Raw genomic sequence first — 17,481 nt, 5'->3', positions numbered from 1 at the left:
ATATCCTCAGGCGATCAATGCGACGCCGACGCCGCGGAATTGCAGACGAACGGGCGTGCCGGGGGCGAACGCGGTTGTGCTGGTGTCGTCAACGACGAACAGGCGCCCGGCGCCGCTGTCGATTTCATATTCGATGTGATCGCCAAGATAGGCGGCGGTGGCAACCTTGCCGTCCAGCCCATCGCCGGTTTCGGCGACACGGAACGCGCCGGGCCGGACTGCAAGCTTTGCCGGACCGGGCCCGGCGCCGCGCGCGGGCAGGCCGATTTCGGCACCGCCTGCACGGATACGGGCCATATCGCCCTGAACCGAAAGCACCTGACAGTCGATGACATTCGCCTCGCCGATGAAGTCGGCGATGAATTCGGATGCCGGGGATTCATACAGATCGCGGGGGGTGCCGTCCTGCGCAATCAGGCCGTCCTTCATCACCACGATACGGTCGGACACCGCCAGCGCCTCGTCCTGATCATGGGTGACATAGACGGCGGTGAAACCGAGGCGTTGCTGCAATTCGCGGATTTCGGTCCTGACCCGGCGGCGCAGGCGCGCGTCGAGGTTCGACAAGGGTTCATCCAGCAGCAGCACCTGAGGTTCCAGCACCAGCGCGCGGGCGACCGCAACGCGCTGCTGCTGGCCGCCCGACAGTTCCGATGGCAGCCGGTCGCCCAGCCCCGACAGGCCGACCAGATCGAGGCCATTTTCGGCCAGCTTTCGCGCCTCGGCCTTCTTGATGCCGTCGGATTCCAGACCGTAAGCGATATTGTCGAAAACGGTCATATGCGGGAACAGCGCATAGCTTTGGAACACCATCGTCACGTCACGGCGGTTCGCCGGCAGCCGGGTCACGTCCTGCCCGCCGATCAGGATCGCGCCTTCGGTCGGCGTTTCCAGCCCCGCCAGCATCCGCAGCGTCGTCGTCTTGCCGCAGCCTGACGGCCCCAGGAGGGTGACAAGCTGGCCCGGTTCAATCGACAGGTTCAGCTGCGGAATGGCGGTGAAATTGCCATAGTCCTTGCGGACCGCGCGGAATTCGACCGCGCCTCTTTGGGGATTGGTCAAACGGTCGCCTCCTTCGCGGCGGGTGGGACGGGGCGGCGGCGCAACCTGCGCTCGCCCACCAGAAGCTGGAAGCCGCCGATCACGGTTATCATCACAAGGATCAGGACCGAGGAATAGGCGATGGCCACGCCATATTGCCCGTTCTCGACCAGACCGACGATATAGGCGGTGGCCATGTTGTATTTTGCCGAAACAAGAAAGATGACCGCCGAAATCGAGGTGATCGCGCGCACGAAGCTGTAAACCAGCGCCGCCATGATCGCGGGGCGCAGAAGCGGCAGGATCACCCGGCGAAGGGTGCGCCCGGAACCCGCGCCAAGGGTCAGCGATGCCTCGTCCAGGCTGCCGTCAAGCTGCGCCATGGCCGCGACGCTGCCGCGCACGCCGACCGGCATGTTGCGGAAGACGAAGCAGACGATCAGGATCAGCGCGGTGCCGGTCATCTGGATCGGCGGCAGGTTAAAGGCCATGATATAGCTGATGCCGATGACCGTGCCGGGGATCGCGAAGCTCATCATCAGCACGAATTCAAACACAGCCTTGCCGGGGAATTTCTGGCGCGAAATCAGCCAGCCGGTCAGCAGCCCCACCGCCGCCGTCAGCGGTGCCGCGATCAGGGCGATGGTCATGGTGGTCCAGAAGCTGTTCCATGCCACGCCGGTCCAGCGGATGCCGCCATCGAATGTGATGCCGAAGGCGCGGACGTAATGTTCCAGCGTCAGCGAGTGATCCAGCCCCCACAGCTTCACGAAGCCGCCGAACAGGATCATCGCATAGACGATGATGGTAAACAGGCTCCACGCTGATACAACGCCGATCACCGGCCATGCGACGCGGGCGGGCAGTTGCGCATGGGTGCCGCCATCGCCCTTGCCGCCGACAGTGGCAAAGCTGCGGCCCGACAGCCAGACGCGCTGCGCGATGAAAGCGGACAGGGTGAAGAACAGCAGCACCGCCGCCAGCACCGCCGCGCGCGACGGGTCGTTCTGCGCACCCACGACCGAGAAGAAGATTTCCGTCGACAGCACCCCGCCCGATCCGCCCAGCACCAGCGGGTTGCCGAAATCGGCCATGCTTTCGATGAAGCCGATCAGGAAGGCATTCGCCAGACCCGGCGCCATCAGGGGCAGCGAAACCTTGCGGAAGGTCCGCCAGCGCCCGGCGCGCAGGGTTTGGCTGGCTTCCTCCATCGAGGGGCTGACGCCTTCGACGACGCCGATCAGCACCAGAAACGAGATCGGCGTGAAGCTGAGCACCTGCGCCAGCCAGATGCCGGTCAGCCCATAGATCCAGCGTCCAAGCTCGATCCCCGTCACCGCATAGATCGCCTGCGTCAGCGTGCCCTGTCGCCCCAGCAGCATGATCAGCGCAAGGCCCACCACGAAAGGCGGCGTGATGATCGGCAGGACGGTCAGCAGGCGCAGGCTTTTCTTGAAGGGAAAGCGGGTGCGGGTGGCGACAAGCGCGAAGGCGAGGCCCAGAAGGGTTGTGGCCGTGGCCGTGCAGATGGCCAGAAAGAAGGTGCGCCACGCGACGCCGCAGGCACCGCCGGTCAGGCAGCCAAGGCTCCATATCTTCGGGTCCGCGATATTGCGGCGCACGCCCTCGGTCGTGAATGAACCGTCGAAATCCTGAAACGCGCCGGTGAAGATCGACAGGATCGGGTAGAAAACGAAGGTGCCGACCAGCAGAATCAGCAGCGCAATCGAGGTGAGCACGAAGGCATCGCCCTTCAACGCGCCGCGTTCGGCCGCGCCAAAGGAGATCATGCAGGTGAAAAACAGCGACAGGATGACCGCGCCCGCACCGAAGGCGGGCTGGCCATCGACCTCGCCGAAACTGGCTTCCAGCAGGCCCCAGTTCCAGCCGCGGGTGCCGACTGACAGCCCCTCGGCCGCCAGCCAGATCAGACCCAAAGCGCCGATCCAGACCATCGCGCGACCGCGACCCGCACTGGATGGCACGCGAATACGCAGATACAGGGCGGCGGCGGCCAACAGGATGATCGGCCAAAGCTGCCAGCGCCCCATCAGCGCCTGAACCAAACCGGGCCACAGATCGGGCTCGGACAGAAAATCGCCCAGCCAATCGAAGCTGAAAAAGCCTGCGCGGATGCGATACCAGGGCAGGATCAGCAGCGCCAAAATCGCGCCGCCAAGGATCCAGTCAAGCCGCCTGTTGTCAGCGTTCATCCACGCCACCCGTCATCTGGTCAGAAAGGACCGGGGCAGCCCCTCATGCTGCCCCGGCAAGCCCGGCCGTTATTCGGCAGCGCGGCCGCCAATTTCCGCGTCCCAACGCGCCAGCAATTCCTTGCGGCGGTCGGCCGAGCCATATTCGGCGAAATCATAATCGATCAGTTTGATCTGGCTGATATCCGGCACCTTGTCCGATACCTTCGCCGACTTGTTCGACGGGATCTGGAACGAACCCGCTTCGGGCATCAGGTTCTGCGCGTCCGCTGTCAGCACCCAGTCATAGAAGACCTTCGCCTCGTCCGGGTTCTGCGCGCCTTCGATCAGCGACATCGACCCGACCTCGTAGCCGGTGCCTTCGCAAGGCGCCACGACCGCGATTGGGAAGCCCTCGACAGATTGCGACACGGCGTCATGCATGAAGACGATGCCCAGCCCGGTTTCGCCGCGCGCCGCAGCCTTCACCGGGGCCGAGCCCGACTTGGTATATTGCGCGACATTGGCGTTCAGGCCCTTGAGGTATTCGAACGCCTCATCCTCTCCCATCAGCTGCACCAGCGTCGCCAGCGTCGTATAGGCTGTGCCAGATGAGTTCGGATCGGCGATCTGGATCTCGCCCTTCAGGCCCTCGTTCAGCAGGTCAGCCCAGCAGGCCGGGGCTTCCAGGCCCTTCTGTTCGAAGATCTGGGTGTTATAGCCCCAGCCGAGCGCGCCGCTGTAAACCCCGACCGTGCGGTGACCCGACACATCTGCCTGTTCGACCGCCCAATCCTGCAATTCGCCCAGCATCGGGGATTCATAAACGGCGGTCAGTTCGTCATGCGCCGCCTGCAGATGCGGGTCGCCGGTGCCGCCCCACCACAGGTCAGTCTGCGGGTTGCGGCCTTCTGCGCGGATCTTGGCATAGGCCTCGCCCGAGGACAGGCGAACCATGTTCACATTGATGTCCGGATGACCCGCTTCGAATTCCGTGACCAGCTTTTCGCAGATCACCACGTCGGCAGAGCAGATCAGGTTCAGTTCGGCAGCACCGGCAGCAAAAACCGGCATACCCATGACCGCGCCTGCCGCGATTGCGGCATTCTTGATGTTCATCGTAATCCTCCCTTAACCCCCACCCTGAGCAACCGGGTGCAAAGCTGTGCATCAGGTTCCAATGCGAATCGGCTTTGTGTCAACGGATTTTTGTGGTCTTATTCCGCAAAATGTCAGTTTCTCGCATCGTTTTGTGCAATGCTGTGCAACAGTCAGACCTCAAGGATCGCCAGATGCCCCGCACACCAGCCAGCGCCAAGGATGTCGCCGAACTTGCCGGGGTGTCTCGCGCCGCGGTGTCTCGCTGTTTTACCCCCGGCGCCAGCATCTCGCCCGAAACCCGCGCCCGGATCCTGAAGGCAGCCGACACGCTTGGCTATCAGGTTAACCGCCTTGCCAGCGGGCTGATCCGCAACGAATCCGGCATCGTCGCGCTGATCAGCGCGGAAATCGCGACGCCTTACCGGGCGCAGCTTCTGGCGGCGCTGACATCAGCGCTGCAAAAGGCGGGAAAGGTGGCGCTTGTCATCAACACCGATCGGTCGGATGAAAGCGTCGAAACAGCGCTTCGCCAGGCGATCAGCTATCGGACCGATGCGGCGATCTTCCTGTCGGGAATGCCTGCACGCTCGCTTGCCGAGACCTGCCAGCGCAACGGCATGCGGCTGGTCCTCATCAATCGCGAGGGGCAGCATCCCGGCTCGCTGATCGTTCGGCTGCCGGATGAGGAAGCCGGTCGCCGGGCCGTGTCGTTGCTGCGCGCGGCGGGGTGCCGGCGGCTGGCGCTCGCAAGCTCGCTGACCGGGACGCCCAGCCTTCTCGGGCGCGAGACCGGCTTTCGCGCCGCCGCAGCCGAAGCCCGCATCGACTGGGTCGAGAAACGGCTTGGCGCGACATCTTATGAGACCGGACTGGAGCTTGGTATGGCACTGCTTACGGGCCCCGACCGACCGGACGGGATATTCTGCACCACCGACCTGATGGCCTGCGGTATCATGGACGCCGCGCGCTGGCGTCTTGGCATCCGCATTCCCGACGCGCTGTCGATCATCGGCTTCGACGACATCCCGCAGGCCGGTTGGGAAGGATACGACCTGACCACCTTCCGTCAGCCCGTCGATGAAATCGCAAGACAGTCGGTGGAATGGCTGCTGTCAGACAGCGGGCACGACAACCCCGACGCGCTGATCCTGCAACCGCATCTGAGCGCGCGCGGCTCGCTTCGGCAGGGTTTCGCACCACGGGGGCAAGGCGCATCCTGAGCGTCGGCCCGGCCCTCCGCGACGGTCAGACTTTCGCTTTCGCGGCCAGGTCACGCGCTATCGCATAGGCGCCCTTGATCCTGTCACCATCGGTCGACCAGTCACGGCGAATGACGATCTTGTTGTCCGCGACCTTTGCCTGCCCGCGCTGATCGGTCAGGAATTCGACCAGCCCCGCCGGGTTCGGGAATTTGTCGCCATGGAACTGCACCGTCACCCCTTTCGGCCCGGCATCCAGCTTGGCGATATTGGCGCGCTTGGCCATCGCCTTGATGCGGATGACGTTCATCAGCATGTTCACCTCTCGCGGGACGGGGCCGAAGCGGTCGATCAGTTCGGCGGCAAAGCCCTCCATCTCGACTTTCGAGGAAATATCCGCCAGCCGACGATACAGCCCCAGCCGCACATCGAGATCGGCGATATAGCTTTCCGGGATCGTCACCGGCACGCCCAGGTTAAGCTGCGGCGCCCATTCGTCTTCCGGCGTGCCTTCAAGCTCGCCCGATTTCAGCTTGGCAATCGTTTCCTCCAGCATCGCCTGATAAAGTTCGAAGCCGACTTCCTTGATATGGCCCGACTGTTCCTCGCCCAGCAGGTTCCCTGCCCCTCGAAGGTCCAGATCCTGCGAGGCGAGGTTGAAACCCGCCCCCAACCCGTCGATATTGCCCAGAAATTTCAGCCGCCGTTCGGCCTGCGGCGTCAGGGGGCTGCGCGGTTTCGTCGTCAGATAGCAATAGGCGCGGGTGCGCGAGCGCCCCACCCTGCCCCTGATCTGGTAAAGCTGGGCGAGGCCGTAAATATCGGCGCGCCAGACAACCATCGTGTTTGCCGTGGGAATATCGAGGCCACTTTCGACGATCGTCGTCGCCAGCAGCACATCGGCCTGACCGTCATAGAAGGCGTTCATCCGCTGATCCAGATCGCCGGCCGCCATTTGGCCGTGCGCAACGATGAAGCTGACCTCCGGCACGTTTTCGCGCAGCCAGTCCTCGATTTCCGGCAGGTCGGCAATGCGGGGGACGACAAAGAAGCTTTGGCCCCCACGATATTTCTCGCGCAGCAGGGCCTCGCGGATGGTTACGGTGTCGAACTCCGACACATAGGTGCGGATCGCCAGACGGTCGACGGGGGGCGTGCCGATGATCGACAGATCGCGCACACCGGACAGCGACAGTTGCAGGGTGCGCGGGATCGGTGTCGCGGTCATGGTCAGGACGTGAACGTCGCTGCGGAGTTCCTTCAGCCGTTCCTTGTGGCCGACGCCGAAATGCTGCTCCTCGTCGATGACCAGCAGGCCCAGGTTTTTGAAGCGCACCGCCTTCGCCAGCACGGCATGGGTGCCGACGACGATATCGACCGTGCCGTCCGCCAGCCCTGCCCGCGTCGCCGCTGCGTCCTTGGCGCTGACGAAACGCGACAGCGGGCGCACGTTCAGCGGCGTGCCGCGAAAACGTTCGGCAAAGCTGCGGGCGTGCTGGCGGGCCAGCAGCGTGGTGGGCGCGATTACCGCGACCTGCTTGCCCTGCGACGCCGCGATGTAAGCCGCGCGCATCGCCACTTCGGTCTTGCCGAAGCCCACATCGCCGACGATCAGCCGGTCCATGGGGCGGCCCGCCGCCAGATCGGCCATCACATCGTCGATGGCGGCCATCTGGTCGTCGGTCTCGGTATAGGGGAAGCGGGCCGAAAAGGCCTCCCAGTCGTGATGTTCAGGCTCCAGCACCGGGGCCGTGCGCAGCAACCGTTCCGCCGCGACCCGCATCAGCCGGTCGGCGATCAGGCGGATGCGTTCCTTCAGGCGGGCCTTGCGCGCCTGCCATGCCCCACCGCCCAGACGGTCCAGCAGGCCTTCTTCATGGCCATAGCGCGACAGCAGTTCGATATTCTCGACCGGCAGATACAGCCGGTCGCCGCCAGCATATTCCAGCGCCACGCAATCATGCGGCACGCCTGCGGCGCGAATGGTTTCAAGCCCGGTATAGCGCCCGATCCCGTGTTCGACATGGACGACCAGATCGCCGGGTGTCAGCGCAGTCGTATCCTTCAGGAAATTCTCGGCGCGACGGCGTTTCCTTGCCCCCCGGATCAGCCGGTCGCCCAGCACGTCCTGTTCCGAGATCACGGCGATCTTGCCAAGCGCAGTGCCGTCCGCAACAAAGCCTTCTTCCAGCGGCCAGACCGCCAGACCAAGCGCGCCCGGCTGGTCCGACAGATCGGTCAGACGCCCGATATCCTTGCCACCCTCGACCCCTTCATCGGCGATCAGCCCGCGCAGGCGTTCTCGTGCACCGTCGCTGAAGGATGCGATCACGACACGATGGGTCCTGCGCAAATCCTTCAGATGCGCGGCAAGCGCGCCGAACAGGTCCAGCTGTTCCGACTGGCGTTCCGGCGCGAAATTGCGGCCGATCTTGCCGCCGGCATCCAGCAGGCCCGGACCGGGCGGGGCCGCATTGACCGACAGGCGCAGCTGGCGGCGCGCGGCCAGCCAGTCCTGCCATTCAGCGTCCGTCGCGAACATCGCCTCGGGCGCGACGGGGCGGTAAATGCTTTCCGCGCCACGTTTCGCCCCTGCCTCGCGCCGGGCCGAGTATTGTTCCGAGATCATTTCCCACCGCGCATCCAGCACCTGTTGGATACGGTCGTCCAGCATGACGGAAGCGCCCGGCAGATAGTCGAAAATGCTGTCGAGGCCGTCATAAAACCACGGCAGCCAGTGTTCCGTGCCCGCCAGCTTCCGGCCCGCGCTGACGGCTTCATAAAGCGGGTCGTTCGACCCCCCGCCATATTCGGTGCGATAGGTGGTGCGGAAACGGGTGATGGCATCTTCGTCCAGGATCACCTCGGACATCGGCACCAGTTCAAGGCGGTCCAGTTTTTCCTTGCTGCGCTGTGTCTCGGGGTCGAAACGGCGTGCCGAATCCAGCACGTCGCCGAACAGGTCCAGCCGGATCGGACCGGACGGCCCCGGCGGCCAGATGTCGATAATGCCGCCCCGGATCGCGTAATCGCCGGGTTCGGTCACGGTCGGCGCCTGCGCAAAACCCATCCGGGCGAGCCAACTGCGCAAACCTCCCTCGTCGATCCGGTGCCCGACGCGCGCGGTGAAGCTTGCCTCGCGAAGCGCCGCGCGCGGCGGCACGCGCTGGATCGCGGCATTCAGCGTCGTCAACAACACGAACTTTCCCGGCACGGCATCATGGGCAAGTGCCGCCAGCGTCGCCATGCGCGCCGCCATGACCTCGCCCGCCGGCGACACACGGTCGTAAGGCGTCGTGTCCCAGGCGGGAAATTCCAGCACGGTCAGACCGGGCGCGAAAAAGCGCAGCCCCTCGCGCATCGCCTCGGCGCGGCGGTCATCGCGGGCGATGTGAATGACGGGGCCGCGCTCTGCCTCGCGCGCCAGCAGCGCCGCGTCATAGCCCTCTGGGGCGCCGGAAAGGGTGATGATGTCAGCCATGTCGTCCAGATAACGGCGCGTGCGGCGGGGTCAAGGCCGCAGGGTCAGACGCCATGCGGATGAAGCACGATCCAGCGCGTCGCCCAGAATGCTGCCAGAATTACCGCAACAAGCGAAATCGCCATCTGAAGCACGCGATAACGGTTGATGCGGCGCAGCGCCTCGGTCGCGGCTTCAGGCACGGGCTGGCCCAGTTCTGCCGCTTCAAGAACCCAGTAAAGCTGCGCGGCCAGCCGCACCCGCAGCACCAGAAGGATCGCCTGCGGTAGCATCAGCAGCACGATCGCCTGCGCCATTTCAAGATTGGCCCCGAAGCCAAGCACGATCAGCACGGCCAGAACGAAGCAGATCAGCGCCGTTATCGCCGCGCCGACACCCGGCGACATGCGCCAGCGCGGCACGTTAAGCGACATCCAGTCGAGAAGGGCCACCACCTCGGCCCGTGCCTCGGACGGATAGCGACGCAGCGAACTGCCCGCATCCGCAAGAACATCAGCAGGAATACCCAGCACCCGACGGCCGCCAAAGGACCAGATCGCCAGGAGGACCAGCCAGAACCAGGGCGACGAAAAGGAACGGGCGTCGAGGATAGAGATGATGTCGGTAAGAAACACGCGGGCTTGCCTGCTTGTCGTGGCGCGACGGCGACATTAGAACAGGCGCAAAACAAGGAAAAGCCGAAAGCCATGCCCGCCAATCCGATTATTGCGCCATTCCCGCAGACGCGTCTGCGCCGCCTGCGCCGCAGCCCGCTGCTGCGCGACATGCTGACCGAAACCACGATTTCGGCCGCGAACCTGATCTGGCCCGTCTTCGTGACCGAAGTCGAAGGCGCCGATTGCGACATCGCCTCCATGCCCGGTGTGCGTCGCTATACGGTCGATGGCGTCAGGGCCGCAGCGGAACATGCCGCAGGTCTTAACATCCCGGCGATCTGCGTCTTTCCCCATTCCGATCAAGCGCTTCGCACGGAAAGCTGCGAACGCGCATGGGACCCTGAAAACATCGGCAATCAGGCGATCCGGGCAATCAAGGAGGCCGTGCCGGAGATGGTCGTGATGACCGACATCGCGCTCGACCCCTATAACGCGAATGGCCATGACGGAATCGTTCGCAACGGCGAGATCGTCAATGACGAAACGGTCGAATGCCTGGTGCGCATGGCGCTTGTTCAGGCGGAAGCCGGGGCCGATATCCTCGGGCCGTCGGACATGATGGACGGTCGCATCGGTGCGATCCGCGCCGCACTCGAACAGCATGGGCATCAGGGCGTCGCGATCATGTCCTATGCCGCGAAATTCGCCTCGGGCTTCTACGGCCCGTTCCGTGATGCGGTCGGGGCATCGGGGCGGCTGATCGGGGACAAGAAGACCTATCAGGTCAATCCTGCCAACCGCGAGGAGGCGCTGCGCTGCGTCGCCCGCGATCTGTCGGAAGGCGCGGATATGGTGATGGTCAAGCCGGGCATGCCTTACCTCGACATCTGCCGTGAAGTTCGTGACCGCTTCGGCGCACCGACCTTCGCCTATCAGGTCAGCGGCGAATACGCGATGATCGAAGGCGCGGTGCGCAACGGCTGGCTGTCGCGCGATGTGGTGATGGAAAGCCTTCTGGCGTTCCGGCGCGCGGGATGCGACGGAATCCTGACCTATTTCGCGCCGGAGGTCGCGCAAGCCCTAGCCTGAGAACGCAAATCCGGCTAAAATAACGCAAAATGATGGGGGTATGGGCATGGGACACCACAAGGTTTTGACGCGCAGAGGGTTTGTTGCTGGCGCAGCGGTATTGACGCTTGCGGCGTGCAATAACGGCTTGGCGACGAATGCGACGGCGACACTGGAAGGGCGCGTTAACGCGACACTGAACGAGCTTTTTGCGAAATATCCGAATGCGCGGGCGCTTGTCGATAATGCGAAGGGCGTTCTGGTCATGCCGGTCATGACGCAAGCCGGGCTTGGCGTCGGTGGTTCCTATGGTGAAGGCGCGCTGCGGGTCGGCGGCAAGACAGTGGATTATTACTCTGCCGCGCAGGCCTCGATCGGGTTTCAGGCCGGGGCGCGCCAGTTCGCGCATGTGCTTGTGTTCCAGACCGATCAGGCCCTTGCGGGCTTTCGCGCCGCACCAGGCTGGGTCGCGGGTGCAGGTGCCTTCTATGCACTTCCCGAAGAAGGCATGACCTTCGGCACCGATACCGTGACCCGCGGGCACCCGGTCGTCGCCATGATCTTCGGCCAGACCGGCATCATGGCCGGCGCCGCGATCGAAGGCACGAAATATACCCGCATCATCCCCTCGGCGATTGCGGCACGCTGAAGCCATCCTGCAGCGGAAATGCAAAAGGGGCCGCGAGGCCCCTTCTTGATTCCGTTCCGGGTTGTGGCGCGTCAGCCGCCTGCGATGATGCGCACATAGTTGCGGGTTTCGCGATAGGGCGGGATGCCGCCATATTTCTGCACCGCACCGGGACCGGCATTATAGGCAGCAAGCGCAAGCCGCCAGTCGCCAAACTGGTTGTACATCATGCGCAGATAACGCGCGCCGCCTTCAAGGTTCTGGACCGGATCACGCGGGTTCACGCCCAGCTTGGCAGCGGTCCCCGGCATCAACTGCGCCAGACCCATCGCGCCCTTGTGCGACCGCGCGTTCGGATTCCAGCGCGATTCCTGATTGACCAGACGCAGGAACAACGACTCGGGGATGCCGTATTTCTTCGCCATCGCCTGCGCATGCGGGATATAGGCTGAATTGCGGCCCGAATAGGCCTTGGTGGACACGGTAGGCGACAGTTCGATCGTCGTCACGTTCACAACCTGACGGCCCGTCGGGCGCAGACGCTTCGATTGCTGGTACTGGCTTGCCAGACGCGAATCCATAAGCTGCTTCTGGCGGCTGAACTGCGCGGCGCGGTTACGCTCTGTCACGCGCTTGAGGTTCAGCCCTTCGGCAGCAACGGGAGTTGCGGAGTAAGCGCTGCCGACAAAGGCCAGGACCACCCCGACTTTCATGGCAAAGCCAAGCTTTTTCAAAGTGCTGCCGATCATGTCCCTAACCTGTGCCTTGTTATTTTGCATTGACTATACGCGAAATCGTTAACATCGCCAGTCGCTTTGCAATCCGGTTCCCTCGCCGGACTTCATCGGCGATATTTCGCCGACGGGCCCTGTACTGTCAATTCGCTTGAGTGGCCTGACGCGTCACGATAGACCGGCGCAAACCAGAAGCGAAAGGGACGATATGGCAGGCTCTGTGAACAAGGTGATCCTGATTGGAAATCTCGGTCAGGACCCAGAAATCCGGTCCTTCCAGAATGGCGGCAAGGTTGCCAACCTTCGCATCGCGACGTCAGAGCAGTGGAAAGACCGCAATTCCGGCGAGCGGCGCGAGCGCACCGAATGGCATCGCGTCGCGATCATGTCCGAAGGTCTGGTCAACGTGGTCGAGCGCTATCTGAAAAAAGGCAGCAAGGTCTATATCGAGGGCCAGCTTGAAACCCGCAAGTGGCAGGACCAGTCCGGGCAGGACCGCTATACAACCGAAATCGTGCTGCGCGGCTTCAACAGTTCGCTTCAGATGCTGGACGGGCGCGGCGATGGCGGCGGTCAGGGCGGCGGCGGCGGCAGCCGCGGCGGCTATGATGGCGGATATGGCGACGATTACGGCAGCTCCTCGCAAGGCGGCGGCAACAATCAGGGCGGCGGCAGCAGCCGCTCGGATTTCGACGACGAAATTCCGTTCTGAACCCCCGCAGCGTGACGCAAAAGGCCCGCTTCATGCGGGCCTTTTTCATGCGCTGTTGCCGTGCTGGCGTCGATTTTGTCGCTGCGGCTATCGCGAGGCCGCAAGCACCGCGCGCAGGTCACCGGCAGGAACATCCTCGGTCACGAAGGCATCGCCGATGCCACGCGCGAGGATAAAGCGAAGCTTGCCGTCGACGACCTTCTTGTCCTGCCCCATCAGACCGATCAGGGCCTCGTCATCGGGCAGATCGCCCGGTATATCGGAAAGCCGTGACGGCATCCCCATCGCCGTCAGATGAGCACCAACGCGGGACGGATCTTCCTGACTGCACAGGCCCATACGGGCCGAAAGCTCGAAAGCCAGCGCACATCCGATGGCCACACCCTCGCCATGCAGAAGCCTGTCAGAGTAACCTGTCGCGGCCTCAAGCGCATGGCCGAAGGTATGGCCAAGATTCAGCAGCGCACGTTCGCCCTGTTCTGTCTCGTCACGCTCGACAATGCCTGCTTTCATCGCCACGGAATGGGCGACGGCGTGGACCCGCGCATCCATGTCGATGCGAAGCTGCGTCGCGTTCAGCTCCAGCCAGCCGAAGAAGTCGGCATCGCCAAGCAGCCCGTATTTCATCACCTCGCCATAGCCGGCAAGAAAGTCGCGCGGTGTCAGCGTATCGAGAACCTGTGTGTCAGCCAGAACCAGCGCGGGCTGATGAAACGCACCGATCAGGTTTTTCCCATGCGCGGAATTGATCCCCGTCTTGCCCCCGACAGAGCTGTCGACCTGCGCCAGAAGCGAAGTCGGCATCTGCACGAAACGCACCCCGCGCCGAAGAATCGCGGCGGCAAAGCCAACCAGATCGCCGATCACCCCACCGCCAAGCGCAATGACGATGTCGCGCCGCTCGACTTTCTGCTCCAGCAGCCATTCGACGCAGCGGGTCAGGTTCGGCCATGATTTCGTCGCTTCGCCGGCGGGCAGGATCAGCGCTTCGGATGTGATCCCCTTCTGGCGCAGCGCGTCCTGCAGCGGCGCGAGGTGCAACTTCGCGACATTTTCATCGGTCACGATGGCGACACGCGGGCGACGCAGAAGCGGTGCGATCTGCGTGCCTGCTGTGCCGATCAGGCCGGGGCCGATCAGCACGTCATAGGCACGATCACCCAGCGGAACATGAACGGTGCGGGTCATTTCCCCTCCAGCATTTCGGGCCGGTCGCGCCGGATCGCGGCGATGACGCGGCGGGCGGTGGTTTCAATATCGGAATGCGAATCCGTGGTGACGCAGATGTCAGCGCTGGAATAGACCGGCCGACGAGAGGCGATCAGCGTCTGCAGCGTTTCCTTCGGATTGGCTGTCAGCAGCAGCGGGCGTGTCGGGCGCTGGCGCACGCGCGCCCAAAGCGTCTCGATATCGGCATCCAGCCAGATCGCGATGCCCGACGCGCGGATCAGCGTTCGGTTCTGGGACTGAATCCATGCCCCGCCGCCGGTCGAAACGACACCGCGCGGCCCTTCCAGAATGCGCTGCAACACAACCGATTCGCGGTTGCGGAAGAAGGCCTCTCCGTCGCGGGCGAAGATTTCGGGGATCGACATGGCGGCCGCGCGCTCGATCTCGGTGTCTATGTCGGTGAACACAACGCCAAGTTGGCGGGCAATTTCCTGCCCTACAGCGGTCTTTCCGACCCCCATCATGCCAACCAAAGCGATCTGCCCCTGCATTCCCAGTTCCTTCCGATTCCTGCCGTGAATGGCGTGATCTTTCCCGAAATGCCAGTTATAAAGCAGAAAATCCGGCCGAAAGACCGGCGAGAGGCAGCGGGCGAAAGGACTTGTGATGCGGTTGCTGAAGATTCTGGTGGTGTTGCTGGTGCTGGGCTTCCTGGCCTTGGCCGGTTACGCCTATCTCGGCGATATGGCGCCGCGCCAGACCGAAATGCGCCAGCCTGTGGCGCTTGATACAGGCGCCGATGGCGCGGGCGCTGCCGCGCCAGTAGCCGCACCCGCTGCCACCCCAGAAGCTGTCGGCGGCACGGATGAGGATGGCGCCAGCACAGCCGCCGAAACTGGCACCGCAGAGCAGACGGACGCGAATGGACTGGACTGATCGCCGCCTCTGGCATGTCGCGCTGTTCCTTGGCGCGGCGCTTATGGCCCTGCCGGCGACGGCACAGGGACCGCTTTCGGCCAATGACTGGCTGCGCGGCAAAGGCACGGCTCCGTCCAGTTCCAGCGCATGGCGGCCCGGCGATCCGGTGCCGCCCGATGCGGTTGTGCTGCGCCCCACCCGACCCCCGGTACCGGGCAGGGCCCGTCCCGGCGAGGTCGCCGACAGCGCGTCGGCGGTGCCGGTCGGCGTCAGCAGGCTGGGTGCTGCGAATTCCGACGGCGCGGGCGTGATCTCGGCCCGGCAGGCCGGTCTGCGGGAAAATTTCTGGAGCGGGACGACCCTCGACACCGCGATCCGCATGATCCGTGCAAACCCGACACTTCCGGCTGCCAAGCAGGTCGCACGCCGTGTGATCGAGGCGCAGATCGCGCCCCCTTCCAACCCCGATCAGGCGCGTATCGGCGAGTTCTTCACCGCGCGGGTCGATCAGCTGATCGCGGACGGGGCACTGCCCTCGGCGCGGGTGATGTTGCAGGGGGCCGGGCCGGATAATGCACAGACATTCCGCCGCCTGTTCGATCTGTCGCTGCTGCTTGGCGGTGAAGATCAGACCTGCGCACGCATGAACGACGCACCGGGCATCGCGCCCGATCCCGCAGCGCGCATCTTCTGCATGGCGCAATCCGGCGACTGGCCGGCGGCGGCAACCGTGTTCATGGGCGCGCAGAGATTGGGCATGCTCGACCCGCAGATGACCGAATTGCTGCGCCACTATCTCGATGATTCCAGCGCCGACGGGGCCGAGCCGCTGACCCCGCCGCAACCGATGACTCCGCTTGCATTTCGGCTTCACGAAGGGATCGGGCAGCCGCTGCCCACCGGCGATCTTGACCTGAAATATGCCTGGGCCGATCTGGATGAGCGCGCGGGCTGGAAGGCCCAGCTTGAAGCGGCAGAGCGTCTGGCACGCGCCGGTGTTCTGCCGTCCGACACGCTGCAGCAGCTTTATGGCGCGCAAAGCCCTGCCGCATCAGGCGGCGTCTGGGAACGTGCGGCGGCGATGCAGGCGCTTGACGGTGCGATTGCGACCGATGATCCCGCGCGCATCGGTCCCGCGCTGACCCATGCCTTTCGCCTGTTGGAGGCGACGGGCCTTCGCGACAGTTTTGCCAGCATGGTCGCCGGTCGTGTCGCCCCGGAAACCCTGACGGGAGAGCCTCAGCGCCTCGCCCTCTGGCTGCAATTATGGAGCGGGAATGTCGAGGTCATGCAATCCCCGCAGGAGCCTCTGGACCAGGCGCTGCTGGCGCTGGCAAGCGGTGGCCAGCCAGAGCCGCTGTCGCCTGCGCTTGGCGCTTTGGCGCCGGTCTTCGCGTCTGACCTGCCCCCCCTTCCCGATCCTGATGATGGTATCGCGATAGCGCCAGCGCTGTATGGCGCACTTGCCGATGCCGATGCCGGAACCCAGGGCGATGTGACGCGCGCGGCCCGCGGTGTGCAGATGCTGCGCCAGCTTGGGCTGATCGCGGATGCCCGCCGGATTGCAACGCAGGTGGCCCTTGATCCGTTGCTGAAAGGTGCCGCGCAGTGAACACGCTCGCCCGCATTTCTGCCTTCCTCGACGCGCAGGCGGCAGAGGCAGGTGCGGCGCGCAATACCATCCTCGCCTATGGTCGCGACCTTCGCGACTTTGCAGAATGGCTGACTGGGCGCGGCCTGACGCTCGAAACCGTTTCGCGCGACGACATCACCGCCTATCTGGCCGCCTGCGATGCCGACGGGCTGTCGCGCGCCACCCGCGCCCGCCGCCTGTCGGCAATCCGTCAACTGACCCGCTTCGCGCTGGAAGAAGGCTGGCGCGAGGATGATCCCGCCATTCGGATAGCCGGTCCAGGCAAGGCCCAACGCCTGCCCAAGGTGCTGAGCCAGACAGAGGTGACATCGCTTCTGGACGCAGTTCCGCAAACCGGGCGCACCGATGCCGACCGCGCCCGCAACCGCTGCCTGATCGAGCTGCTTTACGCCACCGGCATGCGGGTCAGCGAGCTTGTGTCGCTTCCCGTCGCAGCCACCCGCGGCGATCCGCAGTTGCTGCTGATCCGCGGCAAGGGCGGCAAGGAACGCATGGTGCCCCTCTCCCTGCCCGCCCAGTCGGCGCTGCGCGACTGGCTCGCGATCCGCGATCATGCCCTGAAAGACAGCCCGCTTGGCCGTCTGGTCGCCGGCAAGGGCGCGCGCTTTCTGTTTCCCGCCGCCTCGAAGGCCGGGCATATGGTGCGCAAGTCGATGAACGATCTGATCCGCGAGCTGGCGCTTGCTGCCGGAATAGACCCCGCGCGTGTCACACCACATGTCATCCGCCACGCTTTTGCGACGCATCTGCTTGAAGGCGGCGCGGATTTGCGTGCCATTCAGACATTGCTCGGACATGCTGACCTTTCCACGACCGAGATCTATACTCATGTCCTGGACGCGCGAATGCGCGATCTGGTGTTGAACCATCATCCCCTTGCACGCGTTTGAGCGCATCATGTTGACTGCTTTTGTTCCCATTTCCGCCGCCGCTGCCGCTCAGGCCGTCGAAACCAGCCCCGCCCCGGCCTCTGCCGGTCAATCGGCG

The 17,481-nt window shown here is 64.2% G+C and carries 15 protein-coding genes; 7 read left to right on the top strand and 8 right to left on the bottom strand.

Translation table 11 applies throughout. From position 1 onward, the window contains the following. Positions 1-6 precede the first annotated feature (6 nt). The 3 genes from FQV27_RS01675 to FQV27_RS01665 all read right to left on the bottom strand — a co-directional run bounded on the left by FQV27_RS01675 (position 7) and on the right by FQV27_RS01665 (position 4,352). Positions 7-1,062, bottom strand: a complete 1,056-nt coding sequence (locus tag FQV27_RS01675) for an ABC transporter ATP-binding protein (protein ID WP_147096116.1) — start codon at positions 1,060-1,062, stop codon at positions 7-9. Then, positions 1,059-3,254, bottom strand: coding sequence for an ABC transporter permease (locus FQV27_RS01670; RefSeq protein ID WP_147096115.1), 2,196 nt, complete (start codon positions 3,252-3,254; stop codon positions 1,059-1,061). The genes FQV27_RS01675 and FQV27_RS01670 overlap by 4 nt, the downstream gene beginning before the upstream one ends. Positions 3,255-3,323: 69 nt before the next feature. Further along, entirely contained in the window at positions 3,324-4,352 is a 1,029-nt protein-coding gene (locus FQV27_RS01665; RefSeq protein ID WP_147096114.1) for an ABC transporter substrate-binding protein, read from the bottom strand. 173 nt (positions 4,353-4,525) lie between these two features. Here FQV27_RS01665 and FQV27_RS01660 point away from each other — a divergent pair, with 173 nt between their 5' ends. Next, on the top strand, positions 4,526-5,554 hold the full coding sequence (locus FQV27_RS01660; RefSeq protein WP_147096113.1) for a LacI family DNA-binding transcriptional regulator: 1,029 nt from the start codon (positions 4,526-4,528) through the stop codon (positions 5,552-5,554). A 25-nt stretch (positions 5,555-5,579) separates the two neighbouring features. Here FQV27_RS01660 and mfd read toward each other — a convergent pair whose 3' ends face one another. Further along, positions 5,580-9,014: a transcription-repair coupling factor gene (gene mfd / locus FQV27_RS01655; protein WP_147096112.1), complete on the bottom strand. Its 3,435-nt coding sequence runs from the start codon at positions 9,012-9,014 to the stop codon at positions 5,580-5,582. 44 nt (positions 9,015-9,058) lie between these two features. Further along, positions 9,059-9,628 carry a hypothetical protein gene (locus FQV27_RS01650; protein WP_147096111.1) on the bottom strand — a complete coding sequence of 190 codons (570 nt, stop codon included), beginning with the start codon at positions 9,626-9,628 and terminating at the stop codon, positions 9,059-9,061. Between the two features lie 72 nt (positions 9,629-9,700). On the opposite strand from FQV27_RS01650, the gene hemB reads away from it, so the two are divergent. Both hemB and FQV27_RS01640 read left to right on the top strand, forming a co-directional pair. Further along, positions 9,701-10,699, top strand: coding sequence for a porphobilinogen synthase (hemB, locus tag FQV27_RS01645; RefSeq protein ID WP_147096110.1), 999 nt, complete (start codon positions 9,701-9,703; stop codon positions 10,697-10,699). 46 nt (positions 10,700-10,745) lie between these two features. Further along, positions 10,746-11,327 carry a lipid-binding SYLF domain-containing protein gene (locus FQV27_RS01640; protein ID WP_147096820.1) on the top strand — a complete coding sequence of 194 codons (582 nt, stop codon included), beginning with the start codon at positions 10,746-10,748 and terminating at the stop codon, positions 11,325-11,327. 71 nt (positions 11,328-11,398) lie between these two features. On the opposite strand, the gene FQV27_RS01635 is transcribed toward FQV27_RS01640, so the two are convergent. Continuing rightward, positions 11,399-12,055, bottom strand: coding sequence for a lytic transglycosylase domain-containing protein (locus FQV27_RS01635; RefSeq protein WP_147096109.1), 657 nt, complete (start codon positions 12,053-12,055; stop codon positions 11,399-11,401). Between the two features lie 193 nt (positions 12,056-12,248). Between FQV27_RS01635 and ssb the strand changes: the two genes are divergently transcribed. Continuing rightward, positions 12,249-12,752, top strand: a complete 504-nt coding sequence (gene ssb, locus FQV27_RS01630) for a single-stranded DNA-binding protein (protein ID WP_147096108.1) — start codon at positions 12,249-12,251, stop codon at positions 12,750-12,752. 87 nt (positions 12,753-12,839) lie between these two features. Here ssb and aroB read toward each other — a convergent pair whose 3' ends face one another. After that, complete coding sequence (gene aroB, locus FQV27_RS01625) at positions 12,840-13,940, bottom strand: 3-dehydroquinate synthase (RefSeq protein ID WP_147096107.1); 1,101 nt, start codon at positions 13,938-13,940, stop codon at positions 12,840-12,842. Then, positions 13,937-14,473, bottom strand: a complete 537-nt coding sequence (locus FQV27_RS01620) for a shikimate kinase (protein WP_147096106.1) — start codon at positions 14,471-14,473, stop codon at positions 13,937-13,939. The genes aroB and FQV27_RS01620 overlap by 4 nt, the downstream gene beginning before the upstream one ends. Positions 14,474-14,588: 115 nt before the next feature. Here FQV27_RS01620 and FQV27_RS01615 point away from each other — a divergent pair, with 115 nt between their 5' ends. The 3 genes from FQV27_RS01615 to FQV27_RS01605 are packed head-to-tail and all read left to right on the top strand — an operon-like array spanning position 14,589 to position 17,384. After that, positions 14,589-14,858 (top strand): hypothetical protein, encoded by a 270-nt coding sequence (locus FQV27_RS01615; protein ID WP_186827228.1) that lies wholly within the window; start codon positions 14,589-14,591, stop codon positions 14,856-14,858. Then, positions 14,845-16,452, top strand: coding sequence for a hypothetical protein (locus tag FQV27_RS01610; protein WP_147096104.1), 1,608 nt, complete (start codon positions 14,845-14,847; stop codon positions 16,450-16,452). Before FQV27_RS01615 ends, FQV27_RS01610 begins: the two co-directional genes overlap by 14 nt. Then, a complete protein-coding gene (locus FQV27_RS01605) occupies positions 16,449-17,384 on the top strand; it encodes a tyrosine recombinase (protein WP_147096103.1) in 936 nt (311 codons plus the stop codon). Before FQV27_RS01610 ends, FQV27_RS01605 begins: the two co-directional genes overlap by 4 nt. Positions 17,385-17,481: the final 97 nt, after the last annotated feature.

The sequence above is a fragment of the Paracoccus aurantiacus genome (assembly GCF_007993065.1).
Taxonomy (GTDB): domain Bacteria; phylum Pseudomonadota; class Alphaproteobacteria; order Rhodobacterales; family Rhodobacteraceae; genus Paracoccus; species Paracoccus aurantiacus.
Note: the sequence above shows the minus strand (reverse complement) of the source record. Positions and strands in the feature narration are given on the sequence as shown.